19 protein-coding genes and 7 pseudogenes are annotated in these 23,805 nt (G+C 66.4%); 9 read left to right on the top strand and 17 right to left on the bottom strand.

Annotated elements, in window-relative coordinates:
- Positions 1-33: 33 nt before the first annotated feature.
- The 10 genes and pseudogenes from OL239_RS09140 to OL239_RS09095 all read right to left on the bottom strand — a co-directional run.
- Positions 34-642: pseudogene (locus OL239_RS09140) on the bottom strand (ROK family protein); the annotation flags it as partial.
- Positions 528-1,211: a hypothetical protein gene (locus tag OL239_RS09135; protein ID WP_268911553.1), complete on the bottom strand. Its 684-nt coding sequence runs from the start codon at positions 1,209-1,211 to the stop codon at positions 528-530. The pseudogene OL239_RS09140 and the gene OL239_RS09135, both read right to left, overlap by 115 nt.
- The gene (locus OL239_RS09130; protein WP_268911552.1) at positions 1,208-2,509 is read right to left on the bottom strand and encodes a hypothetical protein; all 1,302 of its coding nucleotides are present in this window, start codon (positions 2,507-2,509) and stop codon (positions 1,208-1,210) included. The genes OL239_RS09135 and OL239_RS09130 overlap by 4 nt, the downstream gene beginning before the upstream one ends.
- Complete coding sequence (locus OL239_RS09125) at positions 2,455-3,231, bottom strand: glycosyl hydrolase 2 galactose-binding domain-containing protein (RefSeq protein ID WP_268911551.1); 777 nt, start codon at positions 3,229-3,231, stop codon at positions 2,455-2,457. Before OL239_RS09125 ends, OL239_RS09130 begins: the two co-directional genes overlap by 55 nt.
- A gap of 141 nt (positions 3,232-3,372) precedes the next feature.
- A pseudogene (locus OL239_RS09120) lies at positions 3,373-4,163 on the bottom strand (ABC transporter ATP-binding protein).
- A complete protein-coding gene (locus OL239_RS09115) occupies positions 4,160-4,999 on the bottom strand; it encodes an ABC transporter ATP-binding protein (protein ID WP_268911722.1) in 840 nt (279 codons plus the stop codon). The pseudogene OL239_RS09120 and the gene OL239_RS09115 overlap by 4 nt, the downstream one beginning before the upstream one ends.
- A gap of 92 nt (positions 5,000-5,091) precedes the next feature.
- Positions 5,092-5,751 carry an ABC transporter permease gene (locus OL239_RS09110; protein ID WP_268911550.1) on the bottom strand — a complete coding sequence of 220 codons (660 nt, stop codon included), beginning with the start codon at positions 5,749-5,751 and terminating at the stop codon, positions 5,092-5,094.
- An 8-nt stretch (positions 5,752-5,759) separates the two neighbouring features.
- Positions 5,760-6,050 (bottom strand): hypothetical protein, encoded by a 291-nt coding sequence (locus OL239_RS09105; RefSeq protein ID WP_268911549.1) that lies wholly within the window; start codon positions 6,048-6,050, stop codon positions 5,760-5,762.
- 10 nt (positions 6,051-6,060) lie between these two features.
- Positions 6,061-7,049, bottom strand: a pseudogene (locus OL239_RS09100) (ABC transporter permease).
- 75 nt (positions 7,050-7,124) lie between these two features.
- The gene (locus OL239_RS09095) at positions 7,125-8,684 is read right to left on the bottom strand and encodes an ABC transporter substrate-binding protein (RefSeq protein ID WP_268911548.1); all 1,560 of its coding nucleotides are present in this window, start codon (positions 8,682-8,684) and stop codon (positions 7,125-7,127) included.
- Positions 8,685-9,211: 527 nt separating this feature from the next.
- On the opposite strand from OL239_RS09095, the gene OL239_RS09090 reads away from it, so the two are divergent.
- The 4 genes and pseudogenes from OL239_RS09090 to OL239_RS20110 all read left to right on the top strand — a co-directional run bounded on the left by OL239_RS09090 (position 9,212) and on the right by OL239_RS20110 (position 12,096).
- On the top strand, positions 9,212-9,844 hold the full coding sequence (locus tag OL239_RS09090; RefSeq protein ID WP_268911547.1) for an SGNH/GDSL hydrolase family protein: 633 nt from the start codon (positions 9,212-9,214) through the stop codon (positions 9,842-9,844).
- A gap of 186 nt (positions 9,845-10,030) precedes the next feature.
- Positions 10,031-10,501 (top strand): ROK family transcriptional regulator, encoded by a 471-nt coding sequence (locus OL239_RS09085; protein WP_268911546.1) that lies wholly within the window; start codon positions 10,031-10,033, stop codon positions 10,499-10,501.
- Positions 10,498-11,241 (top strand): ROK family protein, encoded by a 744-nt coding sequence (locus tag OL239_RS09080; RefSeq protein WP_268911545.1) that lies wholly within the window; start codon positions 10,498-10,500, stop codon positions 11,239-11,241. The genes OL239_RS09085 and OL239_RS09080 overlap by 4 nt, the downstream gene beginning before the upstream one ends.
- Positions 11,159-12,096 (top strand): annotated as a pseudogene (locus tag OL239_RS20110) (SDR family oxidoreductase). The gene OL239_RS09080 and the pseudogene OL239_RS20110 overlap by 83 nt, the downstream one beginning before the upstream one ends.
- A 287-nt stretch (positions 12,097-12,383) precedes the next feature.
- Here the strand turns inward: OL239_RS20110 and OL239_RS09065 are convergent.
- The 4 genes from OL239_RS09065 to OL239_RS09050 all read right to left on the bottom strand — a co-directional run bounded on the left by OL239_RS09065 (position 12,384) and on the right by OL239_RS09050 (position 14,888).
- Positions 12,384-13,922: an HNH endonuclease signature motif containing protein gene (locus OL239_RS09065; protein ID WP_268911542.1), complete on the bottom strand. Its 1,539-nt coding sequence runs from the start codon at positions 13,920-13,922 to the stop codon at positions 12,384-12,386.
- Positions 13,889-14,185 carry a hypothetical protein gene (locus OL239_RS09060; protein ID WP_268911541.1) on the bottom strand — a complete coding sequence of 99 codons (297 nt, stop codon included), beginning with the start codon at positions 14,183-14,185 and terminating at the stop codon, positions 13,889-13,891. The genes OL239_RS09065 and OL239_RS09060 overlap by 34 nt, the downstream gene beginning before the upstream one ends.
- A 255-nt stretch (positions 14,186-14,440) precedes the next feature.
- Positions 14,441-14,650, bottom strand: a complete 210-nt coding sequence (locus tag OL239_RS09055) for a hypothetical protein (RefSeq protein WP_268911540.1) — start codon at positions 14,648-14,650, stop codon at positions 14,441-14,443.
- Positions 14,651-14,684: 34 nt separating this feature from the next.
- Complete coding sequence (locus OL239_RS09050; protein ID WP_268911539.1) at positions 14,685-14,888, bottom strand: hypothetical protein; 204 nt, start codon at positions 14,886-14,888, stop codon at positions 14,685-14,687.
- 262 nt (positions 14,889-15,150) lie between these two features.
- Between OL239_RS09050 and OL239_RS09045 the strand changes: the two genes are divergently transcribed.
- Positions 15,151-15,987 carry an SDR family NAD(P)-dependent oxidoreductase gene (locus tag OL239_RS09045; RefSeq protein WP_268911538.1) on the top strand — a complete coding sequence of 279 codons (837 nt, stop codon included), beginning with the start codon at positions 15,151-15,153 and terminating at the stop codon, positions 15,985-15,987.
- Here OL239_RS09045 and OL239_RS09040 read toward each other — a convergent pair.
- The 3 genes and pseudogenes from OL239_RS09040 to rhaI all read right to left on the bottom strand — a co-directional run.
- Positions 15,912-17,384 (bottom strand): rhamnulokinase, encoded by a 1,473-nt coding sequence (locus OL239_RS09040; protein WP_268911537.1) that lies wholly within the window; start codon positions 17,382-17,384, stop codon positions 15,912-15,914. The genes OL239_RS09045 and OL239_RS09040 overlap by 76 nt on opposite strands.
- Before the next feature lie 91 nt (positions 17,385-17,475).
- Complete coding sequence (locus tag OL239_RS09035) at positions 17,476-19,512, bottom strand: bifunctional aldolase/short-chain dehydrogenase (protein ID WP_268911536.1); 2,037 nt, start codon at positions 19,510-19,512, stop codon at positions 17,476-17,478.
- Between the two features lie 7 nt (positions 19,513-19,519).
- A pseudogene (rhaI, locus tag OL239_RS09030) lies at positions 19,520-20,682 on the bottom strand (L-rhamnose isomerase); the annotation flags it as partial.
- Between the two features lie 152 nt (positions 20,683-20,834).
- Here rhaI and OL239_RS09025 point away from each other — a divergent pair.
- From OL239_RS09025 to OL239_RS09010, 4 genes and pseudogenes are all read left to right on the top strand, one after another.
- A complete protein-coding gene (locus OL239_RS09025; protein ID WP_268911535.1) occupies positions 20,835-21,971 on the top strand; it encodes a LacI family DNA-binding transcriptional regulator in 1,137 nt (378 codons plus the stop codon).
- Between the two features lie 6 nt (positions 21,972-21,977).
- Positions 21,978-22,328 (top strand): annotated as a pseudogene (locus OL239_RS09020) (UBP-type zinc finger domain-containing protein).
- Positions 22,329-22,409: 81 nt separating this feature from the next.
- A pseudogene (locus OL239_RS09015) lies at positions 22,410-23,218 on the top strand (SDR family oxidoreductase).
- A gap of 375 nt (positions 23,219-23,593) precedes the next feature.
- Complete coding sequence (locus OL239_RS09010; protein ID WP_442864260.1) at positions 23,594-23,794, top strand: hypothetical protein; 201 nt, start codon at positions 23,594-23,596, stop codon at positions 23,792-23,794.
- Positions 23,795-23,805 lie beyond the last annotated feature (11 nt).

Below are 23,805 nucleotides of genomic sequence, written 5' to 3'. Positions count from 1 at the left end.
CGTGGAACGGGCATGTTCCCGGAAGTCATCCCCCGGATACCGGCGCACGGGGAGATGACCCATCTCCGGGTGGCTCCGCTGCAGGAACGGAACGCCGTCAGCAGCGAAGCCGGCTCCGATTCCGGTTCCGGCCGTTACGTAAGCCACGTTCCGCAGTCCCACCCCTGCCCCCAGGCGCTGCTCCCCCACGGCCGATCCGGTCACATCGGTAACCACCTGCAGCGGCATGGCGTCGCCCAGTCCCAGGGCACGGGGAATATCGGTGTTGCGCCAGCCTGCCTTGGGGGTGGAGGTGATCCACCCGTAGGACGGCGACGATCTGTCCACGTTGACCGGGCCGAAGGCCGCCAGACCGACGGCGTCCAGCGCGCCCGCCGACGCGTAGCGGTCCAAAAACGAGCGCACGGCACCCAGGGTTTCCGCCGGCGACGTCGTGGGGATACGCAGCCGGTCCACGATTGTTCCGGGTTTCCCGGTCTGGGCTACGGCGCAAATGACCTTCGTGCCGCCGGTCTCGATCCCGGCAATCACAGCAGCTGCCGTCCGGAGCCGGCCGGCTCCGCTGTCCCCGCCGGGATGGCGGCGCCGTCGCCGTTGGCGTTGTCCACACCACTGTCGCCAATGCTGCGCAGCACCGGCCATGCTCCGGCCGACGGCGGTGCGGCCCGCAGCGCTTCGCCGTCGCGCCGGGACACGGCGAAGGTCACGGATTCCCCCGGCAGGATGGTGCGCATCATGTCATCAACCTGCAGCAGCGAAGCCGGAACGTCCAGGCCGGCGGCGAGCCGGTCGGCGAAGAGGCAGACATCGCGCAGCAGTGTTTCGGCCCGGACCGTGACCTGCAGTGCACCGCCGGCGAGCGCCACCGAGGCCTGGAAACGGGGGGCTTCGGCGTCAAGGGCAGCATCCGGGACGAAGAACCACAGGGCGCGCTGTTCCTGTCCGGCCGGACCATAGTCGGCCACCAGGAACTCTTCCGTGCCGTTGTCTGATGACGCCAGCACGGAATCAAGCTGCACGCGGGAGGTGGAGCCGGCAGCCGTCTCCAGCCGGTAGTCCGCCCGTGCCACCTCAGTGCCGTCGACCCGCAGCCGCCGGACCCGGACATCGGTTAGCCAGGGACCGGTGCCGTCGTTGACGGCCACGAGCTCCAGGCCGGCGGTTCCGGTGGGATCGCCGGTGCCTCCCGGAGCCACGGGCACGATGGTCACCAGTTCCGGCGCAAAGGAGCGCCGCAGTCCAAAAACACCGGTTTCTCGATTCCGGAGCCGTCCACGGCCGACCAGCTGAGCACCGGCCAGCAGTCGTTGAGCTGCCAAATGATGACGCCGGCGCAGCGCTCACGGGAGCGCAGCCACTCCGCGCCGGCGCTCTGGGACCGTGCCTGGACCACCTGGGTGAGGTAATGCCAGTCCTCCGCGGTGTCCGGGGTGCCGAAGTAGGGCGCCAGGCCGCGGGCGAGCTTCTCCATGCCGCGGTCGGCGCGCATATGGTGCACCACCTGGGGGTTGTCCGGCAGCAGCTCCCCTTCGGTCACTGCCGCCCGCAGCGTGCTCCACGCAGGAGGCGCGCACCAACCCATCTCAGAGACAAACGCGGGGTCGGCATCGCGGTAGTGGGCGTAGTCCAGGTTATTCCAGACCGTCCAAATGTGGATGGGTCCGCTCTCCGGATTGTTGGGATGGACGTCCAGGGAGCCGGACCACGGACTGTTCGGCAAATAGGGACGGCCGGGGTCCACCCGGTCAATGACGGCGGGAAGGATTTCGGTGTAGAACTTCGCTCCCCAGGGACGGCCCTGCAGGATCTCCCGCCAGCCCCAGTCGTAGTCACCCCAGACGCATTCGTTGCCGCCGCACCACAGCACCAGGCTCGGGTGTGCCGCCAGCCGGGCCACGGCCTGCTCGGCCTCGAGGGTAACGCTGGTTATCATTTCCTCAGACTCGTCATAGGCGCTGCAGGCAAAGAGGAAGTCGTGCCAGACCATGAGGCCGCGCTCGTCGCAGCCGTCCATGAACGCCTCGGTGGAGAAATAGCCTCCGCCCCAGACGCGCAGCAGGTTCGCGCCGCCGTCGACGGCCTGGTCCAGCCGCTGCCCCAGCCGGTCCCCGGTCACCTCGGCAATGAACGGGTCATCCGGAATCCAGTTGTAACCGCGGATGCGCACCCGGCGGCCGTTGACCACGATCGCCCAGCCCGTGCCGGCCTCGTCGGGGCTTTCGTCGACGGTGACAGTGCGCAGCCCCAGGCGCCGTTCCGCGGCCGCCACAAGTTCGCCGTCGTACTGCACCTCGACGCTGAGCCCGTACAGGGGCTGTCCGCCCAGTCCCGCCGGCCACCACAGCCGGGGCTCGGCGACGCTCAGTTCCACCGTTGTGTCGCCGACGGAAACCACCGGCACGCTGGCCCGTGCGGCCTCGTTGCCCTCCGGATCGGTCAGCACCGCATCCAGAGTCAGTGCCGGTCCGTCCTGTTCCGGATGGTCAACACCCGGAACATCGATTCCCACGGTGACGCGCACCGTGGCCGAGACTGCACCCGCTTCACCGGTGCCGACGGCAGGGTGAAGCCCGTGAGTTCGACCGCCGGGCGGACCGACGATATCCTCGCCGCCGACCAGGTCTCCAGCCGGATGGGCTGCCAGATTCCCGCCGTCACGTAGTGCGGACCCCAGTCCCAGCCGAAATTGCAGGCGCTCTTACGGACGTAGGCGTAGGGCTCATCGTAGGGCCGAGGAAGTTCGCCGACCACGGCCTCGCACTCATGTGCCGCGTCCCAGGCGGAGCCGAAAGTGATGGCGAGGATGTTCTCGCCCTCCGCCAGGAGCCCGCTGACATCCCAGCGCCAACCAACGTGCTGGTCCCGGGTGCGGGCGATCTCCGTTCCGTTCAAGTGAACGACGGCGAACGTGTCCAGGCCCTCCGCCACCAGATCAGTGCGGGGCTGAGCTGAACCGGGTGTTTCAGGGACGCCGGTCCAGGTGAAGCTCCGGGAATAGGTCCAGGTGGAGTGCCCGATCCAAAACTGCTCCAGTTCGCCGAAGCCGGCGTCCGGGTCCTCGAGCAGGCCCGCGGCCATCAGGTCGGTGTGCACCTGCCCCGGTACCGTGGCGGACAGCGGCGTCCGGGACCGGGCATAGGCGGGGGTGTCTGCGGGGCCGTCCTGCCAGGTCAGCTCCCACGGGCCGGTGAGGTCCAGGGAAACGCGGTGGGCGGTGCGGGGGTGTGTCATGGCGTCGGAGCTCCAAACGTGGTTCAGGGGTTGCGGGTGCAGAAGGCTGCCGCGGTGCCGGAATTGCGGCTTCCCGGCGTATGGCGGTGGCTTGCCGGGATGCGGCTTCCCGGCGCGTGGCGGTGGCTTGCCCGGACCGGATTAGGCGTGCAGGCGTTTCTCGGGGTTGGGTGCCGCTTCGGCGAGCAGCTGGGTGTACTCGTGCCGGGGGTTGAGGATGACGTCGTCGGCGGCGCCCCGCTCGACGATTTCGCCTTTGAACATCACCAGGATGTCGTCGGAGAAGTGCCGGGCGGTCGCCAGGTCGTGCGTGATGTAGAAAACGCCGAGGTTCTCCTCGCGCTGCAGATCGGCCAGCAGGTTCAGGACGCCGAGGCGGATGGAAACATCCAGCATCGACACCGGTTCGTCGGCTACGAGGATGCGCGGTTCGGCGCCAGCGCCCTGGCGATGGCGATCCGCTGGCGCTGTCCGCCCGAGAGCTCGTGCGGCTTGCGCTCCGCCATGTCGGGGTCGAGCCGGACCCGTTCCAATAGCCGGTGGACGCCGGCCATGACCTCCTCGCGCCCCGATGCCTTGCCGTGCAGGATCAGCGGGCGTCCCAGGTGGTGGGCGATGGTGTGGTACGGGTTCAGCGACGCAAACGGGTCCTGAAAAACCATCTGGACGTCGCTGCGGTACTGCTTCAGTCCCGCACCCCGGCGGAGAACGGGTGTGTCATCCAAGATGATCTGTCCCGACGTTGGCTTTTCCAGCTGCATCAGCAGCTTCGCCAGCGTGGACTTGCCGCTGCCGCTTTGGCCCACCAGGGCTACCGTACGGCCGGTTTCTATGGAAAAGCTGACGTGATTGACGGCGGTGAGGATCCGTGACTGCCGTCCGTCCCGCAGACGGTATTCCTTGACCAGATCCCGGACTTCGAGGACGCTCATCGCTGCACTCCGCTTTCATGGTCGGTGACGGTTCCGCGGACAAAGGCGCCGCGTTCACCCGTGAGGCTGGGAAAGGACGCCAGCAGAGTGCGCGTGTATTCATGCTGCGGGTTGGTGTACAGCTCCACGGCATCTCCAAGTTCCACGATTTCGCCCTCGCGCATCACGGCGATGCGGTCGCTGATTTCCAGCAGCAGCGGCAGGTCGTGGGTGATGAAGATGACGGCGAACCCCAGTTCTTCGCGCAGCCGGGTGATCTCGCGCAGAATTTCCCGCTGCACCACCACATCGAGCGCGGTGGTCGGTTCATCCATGATCATCACCTGGGGATCCAGCGCCATGGCCATGGCGATCATGACGCGCTGGCGCATCCCGCCGGAGAGCTCGTGCGGATACGACAGAAGCCGGGAGCGGTCCACGCCAACGCGCTCCAGCAGCTCCGCACATTTCTCCCGCCGGTCCTTTTTGGGCATGTCCGGCCGGTGCGTGGTGAAGATGTCCTCCATTTGGGCCCGGATAGTGATGACCGGGTTCAGGGAGTTCATGGCGCCCTGAAAGACCATGGAGATTTTGTCCCAGCGAAAGGCCCGAAGTTCCTCCCCCGTGAGTTCGGCGAGATCAATGCTGTAGCCCTCCCGTGAATGGAAGGCAGCGCCGCCGCCGGTGATGACTGCGGGAGGCTTCAGCAGTCTGTTGATGCCGTAGGCCAGGGTGGATTTGCCGCATCCGCTCTCGCCGGCCAGACCGAGAATCTCGCCCCGGCCCAGGGCGAGGGTTACGTTCCGTACGGCACGGACGGTGCGTTCCCCCTGGTACTCGACGCTGAAGTCCTCGATCGTAAGGACCGGATGGCTGCGGGCCTCGGCGGCGCGTTCGGTGCGGTTGTTCCGGGGCCCTGTTTCGACGATGTTCACGGGCTGGTCGATGCTCACAGTGCTCCCTCCTTGTCGGCCTGGCGAAGCTGGGCCTTGGAAACGTTCCATTTGCGGCGGGTTGCCCGCGTCTGGGCCCGGAGCTTGGGATTGATAATTTCGTCAATGGAGAAGTTGATCAGCGACAGGGCCGCGCCGAAGGCTGCGATCAGCAGTCCAGGCGGAACGAACCACCACCACGCCCCGAGCCGCAGGGCGAGTCCGTTCTGGGCATAGAACAGCATGGTGCCCCAGGTGAAGGAACCCGATGCGCCGAGGCCGAGGAAGGACAGACCCGCTTCGCCGAGGATCGCGAAGATGACGGCAAAAACAGCCTGGGAAGCCAGCAGCGGAATCAGGTTGGGCAGGATTTCAACACCCAGAATCCGCCAGGACTTCTCCCCGGACACCCGGGCGGCAGCCACATAGTCACGGTTGCGGACGCTGAGGGTGTAGCCGCGCAGTACCCGGGCCGAGCCGGCCCAGCCGGTGAGGGCGAGGACGATGGCCACCAGGAAAATGCTCTTGTCGGGAACATAGCTGGAAATGATGATCACCAGGGGAAGCCCCGGTATCACCAGCATGACGTTGCTGAACAGTGAAAATGATTCGTCCAGCCAGCCGCCGGCATAGGCGCCGATGATGCCGAAGATGGCGGACAGGACTACGGTGAGCACCCCAACGATCAGTCCGATGGTGAGGATCCCCGGGTTGCGTAGGCCAGCTGGGCAAAGACGTCCTGTCCGGTTTGCGTGGTGCCAAGGAGGTAACCGTCGCCGGGACCGGAGAGGCCGATGTTGTTGACTGTGGAGGGATCGCCCACCAGCATCGGCCCGAAGAGTCCGAATGCCGTGATCGATCCGGCGATGATTAGCCCGGCGGCAAGCTTGGGTGTCATCGGAGGGAAGGCTCGTTTGGGCCGGGTGCTGCGTGCCGCGGCAGCGGCGATGTCGGGATCCTGCGTGGTGCTGGTCATGGCCGGCCTTTCAGCTTCGTGCCCGGGTACGGGGATCGATGATGGTGTAGAGCAGGTCCACGAGCAGATTGGCACCGAGCACCGAGAGGGTAATGACGAGGAAGACACCCTGCATCAGGGAGTAGTCGTTGCTGCTAACGGCGTTCAGCAGTGCGGAGCCGATGCCGGGGTAGGAGAACACCGCTTCCGTGACGATGGATCCGGCCACCACGAAGCCCAGGGAAATGGCAAAGCCCGCCACGGACGGCAACACCGCGTTGCGTGCCGCGTAGGCGGTCATGATGCGCCGCGGGCGCAGCCCTTGGCTTCCGCGGTAAGGATGTAGTCGTCGGAGAGCGTGGAGACCATCATGTTGCGCATCCCCAGCATCCAGCCGCCCACCGAGGAGATCACGATGGTGAGGGCGGGCAGTGTGCCGTAGTAGATCAGGCTGCCGATGAATTCCCAGGACCATCCGGGTGAGGTGGTGTACACGTTGTAGCCCCCGTTGAGGGGGAACAGCTGCCAGGTGCTGCCCAGCAGGAACAGCAGGATCAGGGCCAACCAGAAATAGGGGACGGATTGAAACATGGTGGTGACGGGGATGAAATTGTCCAGCCACGAGCCGCGCTTCCAGCCGGCGAGCATTCCCAGGCCAACCCCGATGACAAACGAAATGAGCGTGGCGATGCCGATCAGCCCGATCGTCCAGGGCAGCGTCTGTCCGATGACGTCGGACACGGACGCGGGAAAGTAGGCCACTGAGACGCCCAGGTCCAGGGAGAAGATTTTGCCCAGATATTCGAAGTACTGCACGGGCAGGGAGGCCTGCGAGTTGGTGCCGAGGAGCAGCTCGATGGCCTCCCGGGCTTCAGGGCTCACTGGCCCCCGCTGGGCAAGCTTGGTGAGCATCATGTCCACCGGGTTTCCGGGCATCAGCCGGGGCAGGAAGAAATTCAGCGTGAGTGCCGCCCAGAAGGCCACCAGGTAGAACCCGAGCTTTTGAAGGATGTATCGCATTAGCACTACTTTCTGCAGCAGGTAGGGAGGGTCCGCGCTGTTGCCGGTCCCGGCGGGACCGGCAACAGCGGAAGGTTACTTCTGCGCAGGAGTGAGGTTCTTCAGCACGATTCCGTTGTCCCAGGCTTTCCAGGAGGCGGGGAGGGCGTAGGTATCCTCTTCGCTGGGCCAGCCGGTGGCCCGGTCGGTGTTGAACTCGGTCAGCATGGAGTTCACGTAGATCGGGATGTAAGGCAGGTCAGCGGCAATCTCTTCCTGGATGACCGCGTACTGCTCCTTCTGCACGGTCTCGTCATTGGTGGCCCGCGCAACGCCGATGGCCTCGTTCACCACCGGGTTGTCATACCGGGCGGCGTTGCCGGCGATCGCGGATTCGCCAACCGGCGTGGTGTTCTGGACGTTGTACCACTTCTCGTAGGTGAAGTACGGGTTGTTGGACGGCTGCAGGCCGATCGAGTCCAGGGAAAGCTGGAACTGTCCCAGGGTTTGGTTGCTGTTCCACTCGTTGTACGTCACCTGCGTCGGCTTCAGTTCGATACCGGCCTCGGCCAGCTGCTGGGTCAGCGCGTCATTGATGGAGATGTAGTCGCTCCAACCGGACACCGTCTGGATGCTCAGACTGAGGCGCTCGCCGTCCTTGGTGCGGATTCCGTCGCCGCCCTTGGTCCAGCCCGCCGCTTCGAGGACCGTTTCGGCTTCCGAGACGTTGGCGCTCTGCGGCACTTCCTTGTGCTCCGGGTTGGAGATCCATGTCGCGTCGCGTTCCGGCAGCACCATGACGGGAGACGCCGGCTCCGCGAAGCCTCCGCCGGCCAGCTGGTTCAGCTGCTCCCGGTCCATGGCCAAGTTGATTGCCTGCCGGACGGCTTCATCGGTCTGCGGTCCGTCACAGCCCAGTGCCTCATTGGCGCAGGTGAAGATGGAGGTCATCATGGCGGGGGTGTTCACGTAGGAAAGGTTCTCGTTGTCCTCCAGGATGGTCTCCAGCCCCGGAAGGAAGGAACTCATCCAGTCGATCTGTCCGTCAAGGAGCGCGCCGGTGGCAGCGTCGGCCGATTCGAGGGCGATGTAGCGCACTTCCTGAATTTCCGGCTTGCCTTCCTCCCAGTACTGCTCGTTCTTCTCCATCAAGTAGCTCTGGGCCGTGAAGTCCTTGACCTTGTACGGGCCGGTTCCCACCGGGCCGGAGTTTATTTCAGTGATCGGATCAGCGACGTCTTTCCAAATGTGTTCGGGCACGATGCCCTGGTTGCCCAGCACGCTGGGCTCCTGCATGAAGGAGTTTTCGGGAAAAGTGAGCACAACGGTGTTCGTGTCGGTGGCCTCGGCGGAGGCCGAGAGCCCCGTCGTATTCAGCTCGGGCGTGTCTTTGACCAGGTTGAAGGTGAAGGCCACGTCTTCGGCCGTGAAGTCTTCGCCGTCGGACCACTTCACGCCTTCGCGGGTGGTGATGGTCAGCTCCGTACCCGCCTCATTCCATTCATAGGCCGTACCCAGCAGCGGCGTTGGTTCCTCCTCGACTGCGGCGTTGTACCAGAACAGCGGCTCGAACACGACGCCCAGGGTTGGCTGCAGAGCCGTCGTCGAGAACGGATTGAAGTTCTCCGTAATCGTTCCGGTGGCGCCGTTGAACACCGTAATGGAGGAGACGGCGTCGTCGGTCGATCCTCCTCCCCGGAGGCGCAGCCGGTCAGGACCAGGGCGGTGGAGCCCACAATCGCCGCAGCGGCCAAACCCAGCCGCTTTCGGGCTGGACGCGTGCCTGAAAATTTGAAGGACATCGTTGTACCTTTCGGAATTCGGACGGCCGGTGCGCCGCCGGACTATGTGAGGTTCGCCACAATCAGAACCGCTGGTACTTTCTTAGGCGACTTTATTAGGCGCGTCAAGGAAGTTTCGGAGAATCAGTGAATTTATTTCTCTGCAGCCGGAGGATCTGACCTGCCGGGCGGCATACCGGGAGGCAGTCCATGGCCAAGAGGCCGTGGGGCAGAAAGTTGGTCGGCATGGATCGGAGCGTCCCGAAAAGTCGACGATCCGGAGTCCCTGAGTGGGGCGAGACTCGGGGCAGGCCTCCATCCATTTGATACCGGGGCAGGCAGGGGTTACTTTGAGAACTAAAGTAAGTGATGTGAGTTACATTCATGATCCAAGGAGACCCCATGACAGCTGCGGTACCGCTCTTTGAAGGGCGCCGGGTGGTATTCGCGGGCGACAGTGTCACGGACTGCGGCCGGCGCGAAGGCGCCGGCGGCGGCTTGGGGGAAGGCTACGTCCGCCTGCTGGCCGAGAGTGCCGGCCTTCACCGGACCGAGGTCCTCAACCGCGGTGTCGGCGGTGACCGAGTTGAGGACCTCGCGCGGCGCTGGGACGCCGATGTGGTGATCGAATCCCCGCACGCCGTGTCCGTCATGGTTGGCATCAATGACACCTGGCGCCGGTACGATGCCGGGCAGGAATCGGATCACGCCACCTTCCTGGCCCGATACCGGGCTCTGCTGGAGAGGCTGGCGCCGGATACCGCCGTCGTGCTCATGGAACCGTTCCTGCTGCCGGTAACCGCCGGCCAACAATCGTGGCGGGAGGATCTGGATCCCAAGATCGCCGCTGTCCGGAGGCTGGCCAAGGAATTTGGCGCGGTGCTCGTACGCACCGATGAGATCCTCAATAGCCTGGTTGCCTCCGGCAGGCCGCCTGAGTCCCTGGCCCTCGACGGTGTCCATCCAACACCGGAAGGGCATGCTGCCATCGCCGATGCCTGGCTGGAAGCAGTCACCGCCCGCTCTGTGAGGTAGCAGCATGGCACCCCGGCCCGGCGCAGCCCGCCGGCAGCCCGTCCAGCCGGCCGGCTGCCCACCGGACAGCTGGACTGTCCGTCCACCCGCCCCGGCACCGCCCGGCACTTCATCCCACCCGTCCCCCACACCTGTTCTGCCATTCTGCAGGGGCACGCTGCAGGGACGCCCGACAAGGACCCACCCGTGAACCAAAACCGTCCCCGCGAATCATCCCGCGGGAAGATCCTTGACCTGATCCGGGTTTCCGGCCCGGTCAGCCGCGTGGAACTGGCCGAAATGACCGGTCTCACGCAGGCAACCATCTCCACCGCGGTGCGTTCGCTGCTCAATGACGGAGTAGTGCTGGAAGCCGGACGCGGCGAGTCCACCGGTGGCAAACCGCGGATGCTCCTGGAACTCAACCCGGCGTCCCGGCTGGGCCTCGGCGTGCACATCGGCCAGGATTACATCACCTATGTGGTGGCGGACCTCAGCGGGCGCGTAGTGGGCCGCCGCCGGGTCAGCGGGCCCGGCAATGCCACACCCATGGCCGTGGTCAGCCGCATCACCGCCGACGTCGACAACCTGTTTGAGGCGCTGGCCGTGGACCGCCAAACCGTAGTGGGAATGGGGGTGGCCGCCCCGGGCCCCTGGACCGGACTGCCGGCGCCATGATCGGCGCCCCGTCCTTCCGGGAGTGGACCGATTTTCCGCTGCGCCGCGCACTGTCCACCACCACCGGACTGCACTGCGAGTTCGACAATGACGCCACGGCAGCGGCCATCGGGGAATACTGGCTCGGCGCCACCGCCGGCTACACAAGTTATGCCTCCGTGTACATGGGTTCCGGCATCGGTGCGGGAATTGTCATGGACGGCACCATCTATCAGGGCGTCAGTTCCAATGTCGGGGAAATCGGCCATGTGAGCGTCGATGCCAACGGGCTCCCCTGTTCCTGTGGGAACATCGGTTGCCTGGAGCTGTATGCCAGTCCCCAGGTCGTTGTCGCCCAGGCCGCGGACGCCGTCGCGCGCGGTGAACTCATGCTTCCGTTGACCGGAATTGTCTCCGAGGATTTCGCCGCCATAGGTACTGCGGCGAACGACGGCGACCCGGTGGCCCTGCAGCTCATCGGGCGTTCCGCCGATTATGTGGCCAGTGCTGTGATCTCCATGGTCAATCTGTTGGACCTGCAGCTCGTGGTCCTGGCCGGCAGCGCCTTCGCCACGGCGGGCTCCTTTTACGTCGACGCCATTTCTTCGGCCCTGGATAAACGCGCCATGGCACGCGCAATCCACCGCGTGGAGGTGCGCATGTCCGTCAACGGCAACGATGCTGCGGCGCTCGGCGCTGCGACACTGGTGCTGCAGGACCGGCTCTCTCCACGGACGCTGCGGTCGGTATCGATTGCATGACTGTTTGCCCGCTGATCTCTGCCCCGAAGGAAAACATGAATGCACACTCAGGCTCCCCCTTCCGCTTGCCGGCCGGACTGCCGTCGTCACGGGAGTCAGCCGCAGGCAGGGCATCGGCTTTGCCGTTGCCTCCCGGCTGGCGCAAATGGGTGCCAGCCTGTACTTGGCGCACTTTTCCCCTCATGATGCGCAGCAGCCCCGGGGTGCAGATAACGTGAACGACGTCGTCGGCGGACTGCGCGCCCAGCTTGCCGACGGCGCGCGGCTGGCCCATGGCAGCACCGATCTGGCAGCGGCCGACGGAGCCGCTCAGGTGATTGACGCTGCCGGGTCGGCACTGGGCCATTTGGACATCCTGATCAGCAATCATGCCCGCAGCGGCGGTGACGGCACCCTGGCGGAGATGACCAGCGAGAAACTGGATGCTCATTGGCAGGTCAACACGCGGTCCACCCTGCTGCTCACCAGAAGTTTCGCCGAGCAGCACGACGGACGGCCAGGGGCAGGGTTATTTGGATGACCTCGGGCCAGATCAACGGCGGTGTGATGGAGAACGAAATCGCCTACGCCACGTCGAAAGCCGCCCTTGCCGGCATCACGCCGTCAGTGGCTGCCGATCTGATTCGGGCCGGAATCGTCCTCAATACGGTGAACCCCGGTCCCGTGAACACCGGATACCTGGAGGCCGACACCGCAGACCGTCCTCCCGAAGTCCTCGAAGAGGTCCTTTCACGCTTCCCCGGCGGACGATTCGGCGAACCCGACGATCCGGCACGCCTCATTGCCTGGCTGGTGAGCGATGAGGGCCGTTGGATGGTCGGACAGGTGCTGAGCAGCGACGGCGGATTCCGCTGACCAGTTCCGTGCTTGGACCGCCGGGGCTTGGGGTTCCGGGGTTCCGGGCTTCTCAGGCTTGGGGCTCTGGGGCTCTCGGGCTCTCGGGCTCTCGGGCTCTCGGGCTCCGGGCTACCACAGGGCCTGAGGCCCCGGGCTCCGGGCTCCGGGCTCCACACGGCCTGAGGAACCGCCGCTCACCTGCACGCGTTCGCCCAGCGGTTAGAAGGGCGGTGGGTTGCCTCCGTAATCATCATCCTGATCCTGATCCTGATCCTGATCCTGATCCTGATCCTGGCCGCAGGGGCTCATTGAGCCCGGTCCGGAGGAAGCGGCATTTCGCTGGGCGCCCCCACCATGCGGCCCGCAAGAACTTCCCCGCCCGCGCCGCTGGGAATACCCCCGGTGCCGGAGGCAGCCGGTGCTTCCCCTCGGTCCCGGGCCAGAGTGACGTGCGCTTCAGTGCGGTAGTTCCGTCCTCCCGGTGAGGTCCATTCAATGACGCCCGGGCTCGGTTGCCGTGCTTTCCAGAACCCTTCGGTTTTGAACAGGTGGTGCCGGCGGCATAAATGCTCCAAATTGTCATGGTCCGTGGCCCCGCCCTGGGCCCAGGGTTTGGTGTGGTCGATTTCGGAGATCACCGCGTTCGTCCGGCAGCCCGGGAACCGGCAGGTTTCATCCCGCAACCTCAGATACCGTCTCAGACCGGCCGGAACTTTCCGGCTGCGGCCCACCCGAAGAATGTCTCCGCTGTCCGGATCCCGCTCCACCGGTGTCCATTTAGCCGCTTCCCGGGCCATCCGGCGCGCGGTCTGCGGGCTGATCGGCCCGTACCCGTGCAGTTCCGCAGGCTGCTCGTCCGCACCGAAAAGGGTTTCAGCGGTCACCAGGACCAGGATCTCAGTCCGGGCCCGGGCACCATGGCCACCGCACACGGCCCCGTTCTTCGGCCCGCGGCCCTTCCCGCCAGGGGAACGCTTGTCCTGCAGTGGGCCGGAGTGCCGGGCCTTCCCTGAATCTGTACCGGAGTCAAAGTCATTCCTAGCAGCACCAGCACCAGCACCATTGCCGTGGCCGGCAACAGTGCCGCCGGGGTGGCAGGAGCTGCCACAGCCGGCACGGCTTCCGCTCTCCAGCAAGTCCGAGAGAATGTCCGTGCGCAGTTGGTCCACCGTTCGGGGATCGCCGTGGGCTTGTTCGCCCCGGGCCGCTTTCGTGAGGTGGTGGAAGAAGGTTTGGGCTTTTTCCGCCGGCAGCAGTGCCGAGAAGCAGGACATCCCGTCGTCCTCGGGCTGCACCCACACCGTGCGCCGGTCAAACGCGGTGCGCTGGCGCTGCACGATGGTCTGCGGATAGTGGTTCTCCCGAAGCCGGCGGGCACGAACCTGGAACTGGGCTCTGGTCTGTCCGGCCGCTGCGGTGAGCAGGTCGGCTTCGAAGGCGGGCAGCTGCCCGGACGGTATGTTCTGGGACTGATCCACCACGATTCGGGCGTGTCCGTAACTGATCTGCCCCGCATCCAGGGTGTGGAGGGTGGCGGTGTGGGTAGTGCACAGGGTTCCGGCTTCGGTCATCAGCGCTGCCGCGGTGCCTGTGGGCAGGTGCAGGATGGCTGCTGCTTCCTCTGCGGCGAGACTGAAAGCCATTCCTGGATCAAGGGTTCCGGTGCCCTGCACATACTCCTCACGAAACAACGTGTGGATCCGGTGCAGGGTCCGTGCCTGCTGGGCCTGCGCCCACTGGATGAGCTGATCCAACCGGGTCAACACGGTTCCGGCCTCGTCCTGGCTGAACGTTTCCGCGGCTTCGAGCGTTAGGGATCCCTTGAAGACGGCGGAGCCTGCCACCGCAGGATCGAGGGCAGGAACAGGGCCGGGGCAACAAACTCGGCGGCAGGAACCGGGGCAGCAGGATCAACAGCGGAAACGCCCGGCACGGCGGTGAAGACCGACAGGCGATGAACCGCCGCGGCTTGAGCCGCGCCCGGAACATCGGCTTGAGCCGCCGCGCCCGGAGCCGCGGCTTGAGCCGCCGCGCCCGGAGCCGCCCCTGCCCTGCCGGTTACTTCGCTGCCGGCCGCTTCGCCGGGAAAAGATCCGTTCTGATCCATGCCTTCAGGCTTTCACCCGGCACTGACATTTCCGGCTCTCCAACTGACCAAAACAGCCCCAAAACAGCCCCAAAACAGCCGATTCAGGGTCGTTCAAATACCCGTCTTTTTCACCGGACTACCTGCCCCGTTTTCCCGGATTTCCTACCCCGTAGTCACGCGCTGGGACACCGTGTGGCCGCGTGCCTGGGGTCGAGTACCGGTGACACGGCCGCGTTCCTGAACGGGTCGTAGATACGATGCCCCACTGTGTGCTTATCGCAGTGCGTGAACGGCGGCACTGGCAACACCGGCGTCGTGCCCGCCGATTCCAGCGAGGGCAACGTCCTGCAGCGGGACGAATATCGTCGCCATCCCAAAGCCCAGCAGGATCAGTCCCGGCAGGGCTTCCAGGACCCAGGTCATGGGCAGGCGCGCGCCGGTGCGGGGCAGGAACTTGGACAGCACACCGGCACCGGCAGCCATGGCAGGGTCATCCGCAGCGACGCCAGGCCCGACTTCAGCGGCGAATAACCGGGCACGATCTGGAAGTAAAACACCAGGAACAGAATGCCGCTTGAGCAAAGCCAAAGACCAGAGAGGCAAGGCCGGCAACCACAAGGAAGGCACCAGGCAGGTTGTAGCGGGTATTGCCGCGAACCCTGCTCTCCCGGATCAGGGGCAGGCCGGCGGCACTGGCGACGACGGCGATCGGCACGCTCACGAGCAGACACACCAGTTCCAGGAGGCGTCAAAGCCGCCGCCTGCTCCAGGTGCGCTGCGCGCCGCGACCACACAGCGGCCCCGCCTACGCCGGAACGCCCCGCCTACGCCGGAACGCCCCGCCTACGCAGCGGCCCGGCCTACGCCGATACGCTGACCGGGGAACCGCCGCACGCTCGTTGGCGAATCGGCTCCGCCGGGCAATACTTGGAGGAACCTCCACCGGGAGGTTCCGCCGCCATCATCTGCCCGAGAGGGGCCACGTGCCAGATCGAACGATCGTCATTACCGGAGCGAGCGACGGCATCGGAGCCGCCGCGGCACGCAGTCTGCGAAGCCTGGGTGACCGGGTCGTCGTCGTCGGCCGGTCGCGCGAGAAGACAGCGGCAGTGGCCGAAGAACTGGACGCGGAGTATCTGCTGGCGGATTTTGCCCGGCTCGACGACGTACGCTCCCTGGCCGGCACCCTGCTGGACCGCTACCCGCGGATTGATGTCCTGGCGAACAACGCCGGCGGCATCATGGGCCCGCGGGAGGAGACCGTGGACGGCCATGAGAAGACGCTGCAGGTCAATCACCTGGCACCGTTTCTGTTGACCAACCTGCTGCTGGACCGGCTGGTGGAATCCAGGGCGAGCGTCATCAACACCTCGAGCGTGGCCAACAGCATCTTTGCGCACTTCGACATTGACGATCTGGAAGCCCGCCGCAAATACACGCCAAACCGGGCCTATGGGAACGCCAAGCTGGCAAACATTCTCTTCACCCGGGAATTGGATGCCAGGTACGGGGCACAGGGAATTTCCACCGCTGCCTTTCACCCCGGCGCCGTCGCCACATCGTTCGCGTCGGAATCCTCGAGCTTGATGCGGGTGATGTACCGGACTGCACTGAACAAGTTCCTGATCTCCCCGGAGCAGGGGGCCCAAACATTGGTGTGGCTGGCCACGTCAGCTCCCGGGCAGGCCTGGCACTCCGGCAAGTATTACTACAAGTCCAAGATTTCGAAGGCCAACAAGGATGCCTACGACGCCGCGCTGTCCGCCCGGCTCTGGGACGAGAGCGAACGGATGGTGGGGCTCGCACCGCCGGCCGGCTGATAGGCCACCGTGGCGGAACTCCGTGCCACCAGTTCCCGCAGGCCGGAAAGGGAACCGGAGACCGCGCCGGCGGCCCGCGCCTGGACCAGGACGTTGCCCAGCGCTGTCGCTTCGACCGGTCCGGCGACCACCGGCAGGCCGGTGGCATCCGCGGTGAGTTGACACAGCAGGGCGTTCTGGGAGCCGCCGCCGACGATGTGCACGACGTCGATCCGCCGGCCCGAGAGCTCGGCGGCAGCACGCAGCGTGCGGGCGTAGGCCGCCGCCAGGGAATCCAGGATACAGCGGGCAACGGCGGCCGGATCCTCCGGCAGCGACCCGCCGGCAGCATGCACGGCGGCGCGGATCCGGTCCGGCATCTCCCCCGGGGCAATAAACCCGTCGGAGTCCACGTCAATCTCCGGCCCGCCGGCCGGCAGCAGGGCTGCCGCTGCCAGCAAATCCGGCAGCTGGAGGCTCGCCCCGTCCGCTTCCCAAACCCGCAGGGATTCACTCAGCAGCCACAGCCCGCCGACATTGCGCAGGTAGCGGATGGTGGAATCCACGCCGCGCTCATTCGTGAAGTTGGCGTCCCGGCTGGCCCCGGTCAGCACCGGATGTGCCAGCTCAATTCCGGCCAGCGACCAGGTGCCGGAGGAAATGAACGCGAAGTTCGGTTCCAGCGCCGGAACCGCCGCCACCGCCGAAGCGGTGTCATGCGAGCCCACGGCCACCACCGGAGTACCGGCGGGCAGTCCGGTGCGCGCAGCCACCACCGGCAGCAGTCCCCCCACTGTCTCTCCCGGTGCCACCAGCTCCGGGAACAGTTTCTCCGGCAGCCCCAGGACGGAAAGGAATTCAGCAGCCCACTCCCCCGCCACCGCATCAAAGAGACCGGTGGTGGAGGCGTTGGTTTCCTCGGTGCGCCGTTCCCCGGTCAGCCAAAACGCCAGCAGATCGGGAACCAGCAGTGCCTGCCGGCCGGCAAGGTTCGGCTCACAGGCCAGTTGGTACACCGAATTAAAGGGCAGGAACTGCAGGCCGGTGACGGCGTACAGCTGCGCTTCGTTCACCTTTTCATGGACTTTGGGCACGACGGCGGCGGTGCGGCTGTCGCGGTAACTGTGCGGCAGCGCCGCCATCGCGCCGTCGGCGTCGATCAGGGCGTAGTCCACCGCCCAGGTGTCGATCCCGATGCTAAGAATCCGCTCGCCCCCTTCGGCGGCGCGTACCGCAGCCAGTGACAGGCCGGTGAGGACTTCCTCGAAAATGCCGCGCACATCCCAGCGCAGCGCACCGTCGATGTCCCGCACCCCGTTGGGGAAACGGTGCACCGTTTCCAGTGCGGGTCCGCCGGCGCCCATCCGGCCGAGGATGACCCGGCCGGAGGAGGCGCCAACATCGACGGCGGCAAACACGCCGGCGAACTCCCCGGCCGCGCCAGGCGTATCCGCGGTCCCAGGCCCCCCGCCGTGCGAGGCATCCTGGGCCCACCCGGCGTGTCCGCACTCATCGCAGGAAAGCCGCCGCCACGCCGGCGTCAACCGGAATGTGCAGTCCCGTGGTGTGCGAGAGGTCCGCGCCGGTCAGCACGGCCACCGCATTGGCCACGTTCTCCGGCAGGACTTCGCGCTTGAGCAGGGTGCGCTGGGCGTAGAACTTACCCAGTTCCTCCTCGGGAACGCCGTAGACAGCGGCACGTTTGGCACCCCAGCCGCCGGCAAAGATGCCGGACCCGCGGACCACGCCGTCGGGATTGATGCCGTTGACCTTCACGCCGTACTCCCCCAGCTCGGCGGCCAGCAGGCGCACCTGGTGCGCCTGGTCGGCCTTGGTGGCGGAGTAGGCAATGTTGTTTGGTCCGGCGAAGACGGAGTTCTTGGAGGAAATGTAGATGATGTCGCCGCCCATCTCCTGGTCGATCAGGACCTTGGCCGCGGCCTTGGAGACGAGGAAGGATCCCTTGGCCATGACGTCGTGCTGCAGGTCCCAGTCCTTTTCACTGGTTTCCAGCAGCGGCTTGGAGATGGACAGGCCGGCGTTATTGACCACCAGGTCCAGCCCGCCGAAGGCCAGGACGGTGGCGTCGACTGCCGCCTGCACCTGCGCCTCGTCCGTCACATCGGCCTGCACGCCGACGGCGGCGTCGGGACCGCCCAGTTCCGCGGCCGCGGCTTCGGCGCTCTCCAGGTTCAGGTCGGCGATGACCACGCAGGCGCCCTCGGCGGCAAGCCGGGTGGCGATGGCCTTGCCGATGCCCGACGCCGCTCCGGTCACCAGCGCAATGCGGGTGGCGTGGGACTTCGGCTTGGGCATGCGGGCCAGTTTGGCTTCCTCCAGCGCCCAGTATTCGATCCGGAACTTCTCGGCTTCCCCGATCGGGGCATAGGTGGAAATGGACTCCGCGCCGCGCATCACGTTGATGGCGTTGAGGTAGAACTCGCCGGCCACCCGGGCGGTCTGCTTGTTGGCGCCGTACGTGAACATGCCCACGCCGGGCACCAGGACCACGGCGGGGTCGGCGCCGCGGATGGCCGGGGACTCGTCGGTGCTGTGGCGGTCATAGTAGGCCTGGTAATCCGCGCGGTACTGGTCGTGCAGTTCCTTCAGCCGGACAATGCTGTCCCCCACGGAGGCGCCGGGGGGCAGGTCCAGGATCAGCGGCTTGACCTTGGTGCGCAGGAAGTGGTCCGGGCATGAGGTGCCCAGGGCGCCCAGGCGCGGATGTTCGGCGCGCTCCAGGAAGTCCAGGACGGCAGCGTCGTCGGTAAAGTGCCCCACCTGCTGCCTGTCAGTGGAGGCCAGACCGCGGATCACCGGAGCCAGCGCGGCAGCCTTCACACGCCGCTGCGCTTCGGGCAGCGGCGCATAGCCCGGCAGCACGGGGCCGAACGGGTCCTTGCGGCCGTTGGCGGCAATGTAGGCTTCGGCGGTTTCGATGATCCACAGCGAGTTGGCTTCGGCTTCTTCGGAAGTGGCACCCCAGGCGGTGATGCCGTGGCCGCCCAGAATGGTGCCGACGGCCTGGGGATTGACCTCCTTGATGGCGGCAATGTCCAGGCCGAGCTGGAAGCCCGGGCAGCGCCAGGGCATCCAGAGAACCTTGGAGCCGAAGATCTTCTGCGTCAGGGCTTCACCGTCGGCCGCCGTCGCAATCGCAATGCCGGAATCCGGATGCAGATGGTCCACGTGTGCGGCGTCAACAAGGCCGTGCATGGCGGTGTCAATCGAGGGCGCCGCTCCGCCCTTGCCGTGGAGACAGTAGTCAAAGGCAGCCACCATTTCATCTTCGCGGTCCACGCCGGGGTAGGTGTTCACCAAGGCGCGCATGCGGTCCAGCCGCAGGACGGCCAGCCCGGATTCCTTCAGGGTGCCCAGGTCACCGCCGGAGCCCTTGACCCAGAGCAGTTCCACGTTGTCGCCGGTGACCGGGTCAGCATCGAAGCCTTTGGCGGACGTGTTGCCGCCGGCGTAGTTGGTGTTGCGCTTGTCGGCCCCCAGACGGTTGGAGCGTGCAATCAGCGCGCTGACAGTTTCGTTGGTCATTTCCTTGGGCTCCCCATCCGGCCTGCCGGCCGCCCCGGCGTTCGGTGTTGATCGTCTCCTGATAGCCACTGGCAGCGTAGGCGGCCACCGGGTCCGCAGGCAGTCCGCGGGACTCGCGCCACTGCGCCAGGCCCGGACGCACATCGGTGTAAAAGGCATCCATGAAGACGGCGTTCGCGCCGAGGACATCGCCGGAGGTCTGCGCCGCCTCCAGGGCATCAGTGTCGACCAGCAGGGCGCGGGCCGTCATTTCCTGCACGTTGAGCACGGAACGGATCTGGCCGGGAATCTTCTCTTCGAGGTTGTGGCACTGGTCCAGCATCAGGGAGACTCCGCTGTCCGGGCCGAGCCCGCCGCCGCGGACCACTTCGAACAGGATCCGAAAGAGCTGGAACGGGTCGGCGGCGCCGACAATCAGGTCATCGTCCGCGTAGAACCGGGAGTTGAAGTCGAACGAGCCAAGCTTGCCCAGGCGCAGCAGCTGGGCAACGATAAATTCGATGTTGGTGCCCGGCGCGTGGTGGCCGGTGTCCAGGCACACCAGTGCCTTCCCGCCCAGGGCGAGGGTGTGGGCGTAGGAGGTGCCCCAGTCGGGAACATCGGTGTGGTAGAAAGCCGGCTCGAAGAACTTGTATTCGAGGACCATCCGCTGGTCCTCGCCGAGGCGGTCGTACACCTTGCGCAGCGAGTCCGCCAGCCAGTCCTGCCGCGAGCGCATGTTGCCCTGCCCCGGATAGTTGGTACCGTCGGCCAGCCAGATCTTCAGGTCCTGGATCCGGTCTGGTGCATGACCTCAATGCACTCATACATATGGTCAACGGCCTTCTGCCGCACGGCCGGGTTGCTGTGGGTCAGGCTGCCGAACTTGTATTCGTCGTCCTGGAACGTGTTGCTGTTTACGGTGCCCAGGACAATGTTGTGTTCCTTGGCGAATGTCGCCAGCTCCGCATAGTCGTCCACCGCGTCCCAGGGAATATGCAGGGCGACGGCGGGGGCCAGCCCGGTCAGCTCGTTAACCTTCGCCGCGTCGGCGATCTTTTCGTGGACGCTGCGCGGGGTTCCGGGGGTGGCAAACACCTTGAACCTGGTACCGGAATTGCCGTAGGCCCAGGAGGGGACCTCGATTTCCAGGGCGGCAAGGGCGGGGAGGATGTCGTTCAGTGACGTCATGGGCTGTACTCCAAAATGTGCAGACGGGCAGAACCTCCAGCCGGGGCGTACGTGGGCGGCTGATGTTGAATCGTTTCATTCGTACGGTTCAACCTAGGGTTTTCGCGATACGCTGTCAAGACAGGCCACCGCCGGAACACCTAGGGGATCCAATGGCAGCAAGCATCAAAGAGGTGGCCGCGCGCGCCGGCGTGGCCGTGGGGACCGTGTCGAATGCCCTCAACCACCCGGACCGGGTTTCCCCGCCCACCCTTTTGCGGGTGATGAACGCCGTTGAAGCGCTGGGCTTCGTGCGCAACGACGCCGCCCGGCAGCTGCGTGCCGGCCAGAGCCGCACCATCGGCCTGATCGTGCTCGACTCCTCTAACCCGTTTTTCGCCGCCGTGGCCCGCGCGGCGGAGAATGAAGCCACCCGGCACGGCGCTGACATCATCCTCGGCAACAGCGGCAGCGACCCGAAGCGCGAAGCCCGCTACGTGACCCTGTTCGAGGAGCAGCGGGTGCAGGGCGTGCTGTTCTCCCCCGCCGGCGACGCCGACAGCCGCCTCCGTTCGCTGCGGGACCACGGAGTGGCGGCCGTCCTGGTGGACAGTGAAGGCGACCCCGCCGTCCACAGCTCGGTTTCAGTGGATGACACCGCGGGCGGCCGCATGGCAGCGGAGCACCTGCTGGAGACCGGCCGGCGCCGGCTCGCCTTCGTGGGCGGATCCCCCGGTATCCGCCAGGTCGCCGAGCGGCTGTCCGGAGCCCGCGCCGCCGTCGACCGCGTTCCCGGCGCCAGCCTCGAAGTTGTGGAGGCCGCCGGCATGACGGTCCTTGCCGGACGGGCAGTGGGCGGGGAGCTCATCAAGCGGGGCCGGGACAGGCTGCCGGAAGCGATTTTCTGTGCCAACGACCTTCTCGCCGTCGGCGTCCTGCAGTCCCTGCTCCTGATCAACGGGCTGCGGGTTCCCGGGGATGTGGCGCTGATCGGCTATGACGACATCGACTTTGCCCAGTCCACGGTGGTGCCGCTGTCATCAATCCGCCAGCCGGCCGAGGAAATCGGCCGCACCGCAGTGGAGCTCCTGCAGGAGCAGCTCGGGTCCGCACCGGCCGCGCCGCGGCAGGTGCGGTTCACTCCGGAGCTGGTGGTGCGCGAAAGCACCCGCCCCCTCGCCCACCCGCCCCTCGCCCGGCCCGGCCTAACCGCCGGGCCTGTTGCCGGCCCTGTTGCCGGCCCTGTTGCCGGCACCGGCCGCCCGCTACGGTGGGAGGGCCGGGGGTGGCTCCGCTGCGGCAGAAAGTGAGGAACCATGCACGAGTCCACGGGCATCAATGTTTCGGTTCCGCCGTCCGGACCCGGATGCGTGGAATGTACCGCCTAGGGAAGCTGGTGGTTCCACCTGCGCCGCTGCGCCGAGTGCGGGCATATAGGCTGCTGCGACTCTTCGCCGAACCGCCACGCCACAGCTCATGAAGCAGCCACCGGGCATCCCGTTATCCGCAGCTATGAACCGGGTGAGAAGTGGTTCTGGGATTACCGCAGCGGCTCGCTATTCACGGGCCCGCCACTGGCACCTCCGCAGTCCCATCCCCTGGACCAGACTGTTCCCGGACCGGCCGGCCTCGTCCCGCCTGACTGGGAAACCCGGCTCGAGCGCTGACCGGGACCTGGCCGGGGACACGCCCCAAACCGGCGGCGCATCCGGTGGCTTACCGCCGTGTTTACAGCGTAAGCTTTAGGCATGACTCGTACTTATATTGTTACCGGATCAGGATCGGGAATCGGCGCCGCTACTGCCGAACTGCTGCGCGAACGCGGCTTCACCGTAGTGGGCGTGGACCTGCGCGGTGCCGAGGTCGAAGCTGACCTCAGCACCCCCGAGGGCCGCCGGAGCGCCGCGGACAAGGCGCTGGAACTGGCCAACGGCCGGGTTGATGCCGTCATTGCCTGTGCCGGGATTTCAGCTCCGCCCCGATCACCGTGGCCGTAAACTACTTCGGCGTCACCGAATTCCTGGAACTGCTGGCACCGGAGCTGGCCAAGAGCGACGCTCCCCGTGCCGCCGTCGTCAGCTCCATGGCCTCCCTGCAGCCCAACTCCCCCGAGCTGGTGGACGCAATGCTTGCCGGCAATGAAGCCCGCGCACTGGAGCTGGGCGCCGCCCTGGCCGAGCAGGGACCGCGTGTCGGCTACCTCAACTACCCGTCCTCCAAGCGCGCCCTCAGCCGCTGGGTGCGCCGCGCCAGCGTGACCGGCCAGTGGGCAGGCGCCGGCATCCCGCTGAACGCCGTCGCTCCGGGCACAGTCCTCTCCGCCATGACCAAGGAACTGCTGGCCACGCCGGAAGGCCGCCAGATGGTGGACTCCTCAGTGCCGATGCCACTGAACGGCCACTCCGAGCCCGTAGTCATCGCCCGGCTGCTGGCATGGCTGACCAGCGAGGAAAACACCCACACCACCGGCCAGACGATCTACACCGACGGCGGGGCCGACGCCACGCTGCGCGGCGACGACATCTGGGGCGGCACAGGCCAGAGCATCTCGGCCTAGCCGGCCCGAACCCCTCCACACAGCACGACGGCGGCCCCGGGACCCAGGTTCCGGGGCCGCCGCCTGCGTGCGGGAAGTCTGTGCCGCCGTCCGGCGCAGGACCCCCAGCCGCAGGGACACGGCATCCAGGAGATACCGCAGGGCCGCGGGCAGCCCGGCAGCGGCCATGCGCCGCGGCTCGGTCCGGAACATCCGCGCCTCCGCCGCCGGGGTCCGCACAAACTGCTCTGCCGAATCCTGCGTGACCAGCCGCACAGCCCGGGCTGCTGCCCGCGCGGCCCGGACAGCAGCGGCGGGAATGGACCACAAGCTCAAGAGCCGGCCGGGCCGGCTTTCCGGCGGTGAACGCCAGCGGGTGGAATTGCCCGTGCCCTGGTGACACGGCCGCGCCTGCTGCTCGTGGATGAACCCACCGCTGCCCCCGACCGGCAGCGCAGCCAGGACGTGGTGGCACTGCTGGCACGGGAAGCCGCCGAGCGCGGCGTTGCTACAGTTATGGTGACGCACGATCACGACGTACTGCACCATTGCCACCGGGTAGTGGAGATGGTCGACGGACGGCTCATCAACCCGTAACCGCAGCAACA

The organism is Arthrobacter sp. ATA002 (assembly GCF_026898095.1).
In the GTDB taxonomy this organism is placed as follows: Bacteria; Actinomycetota; Actinomycetes; order Actinomycetales; family Micrococcaceae; genus Arthrobacter_B.
This window is presented reverse-complemented; position numbering and strand designations above follow the sequence as displayed.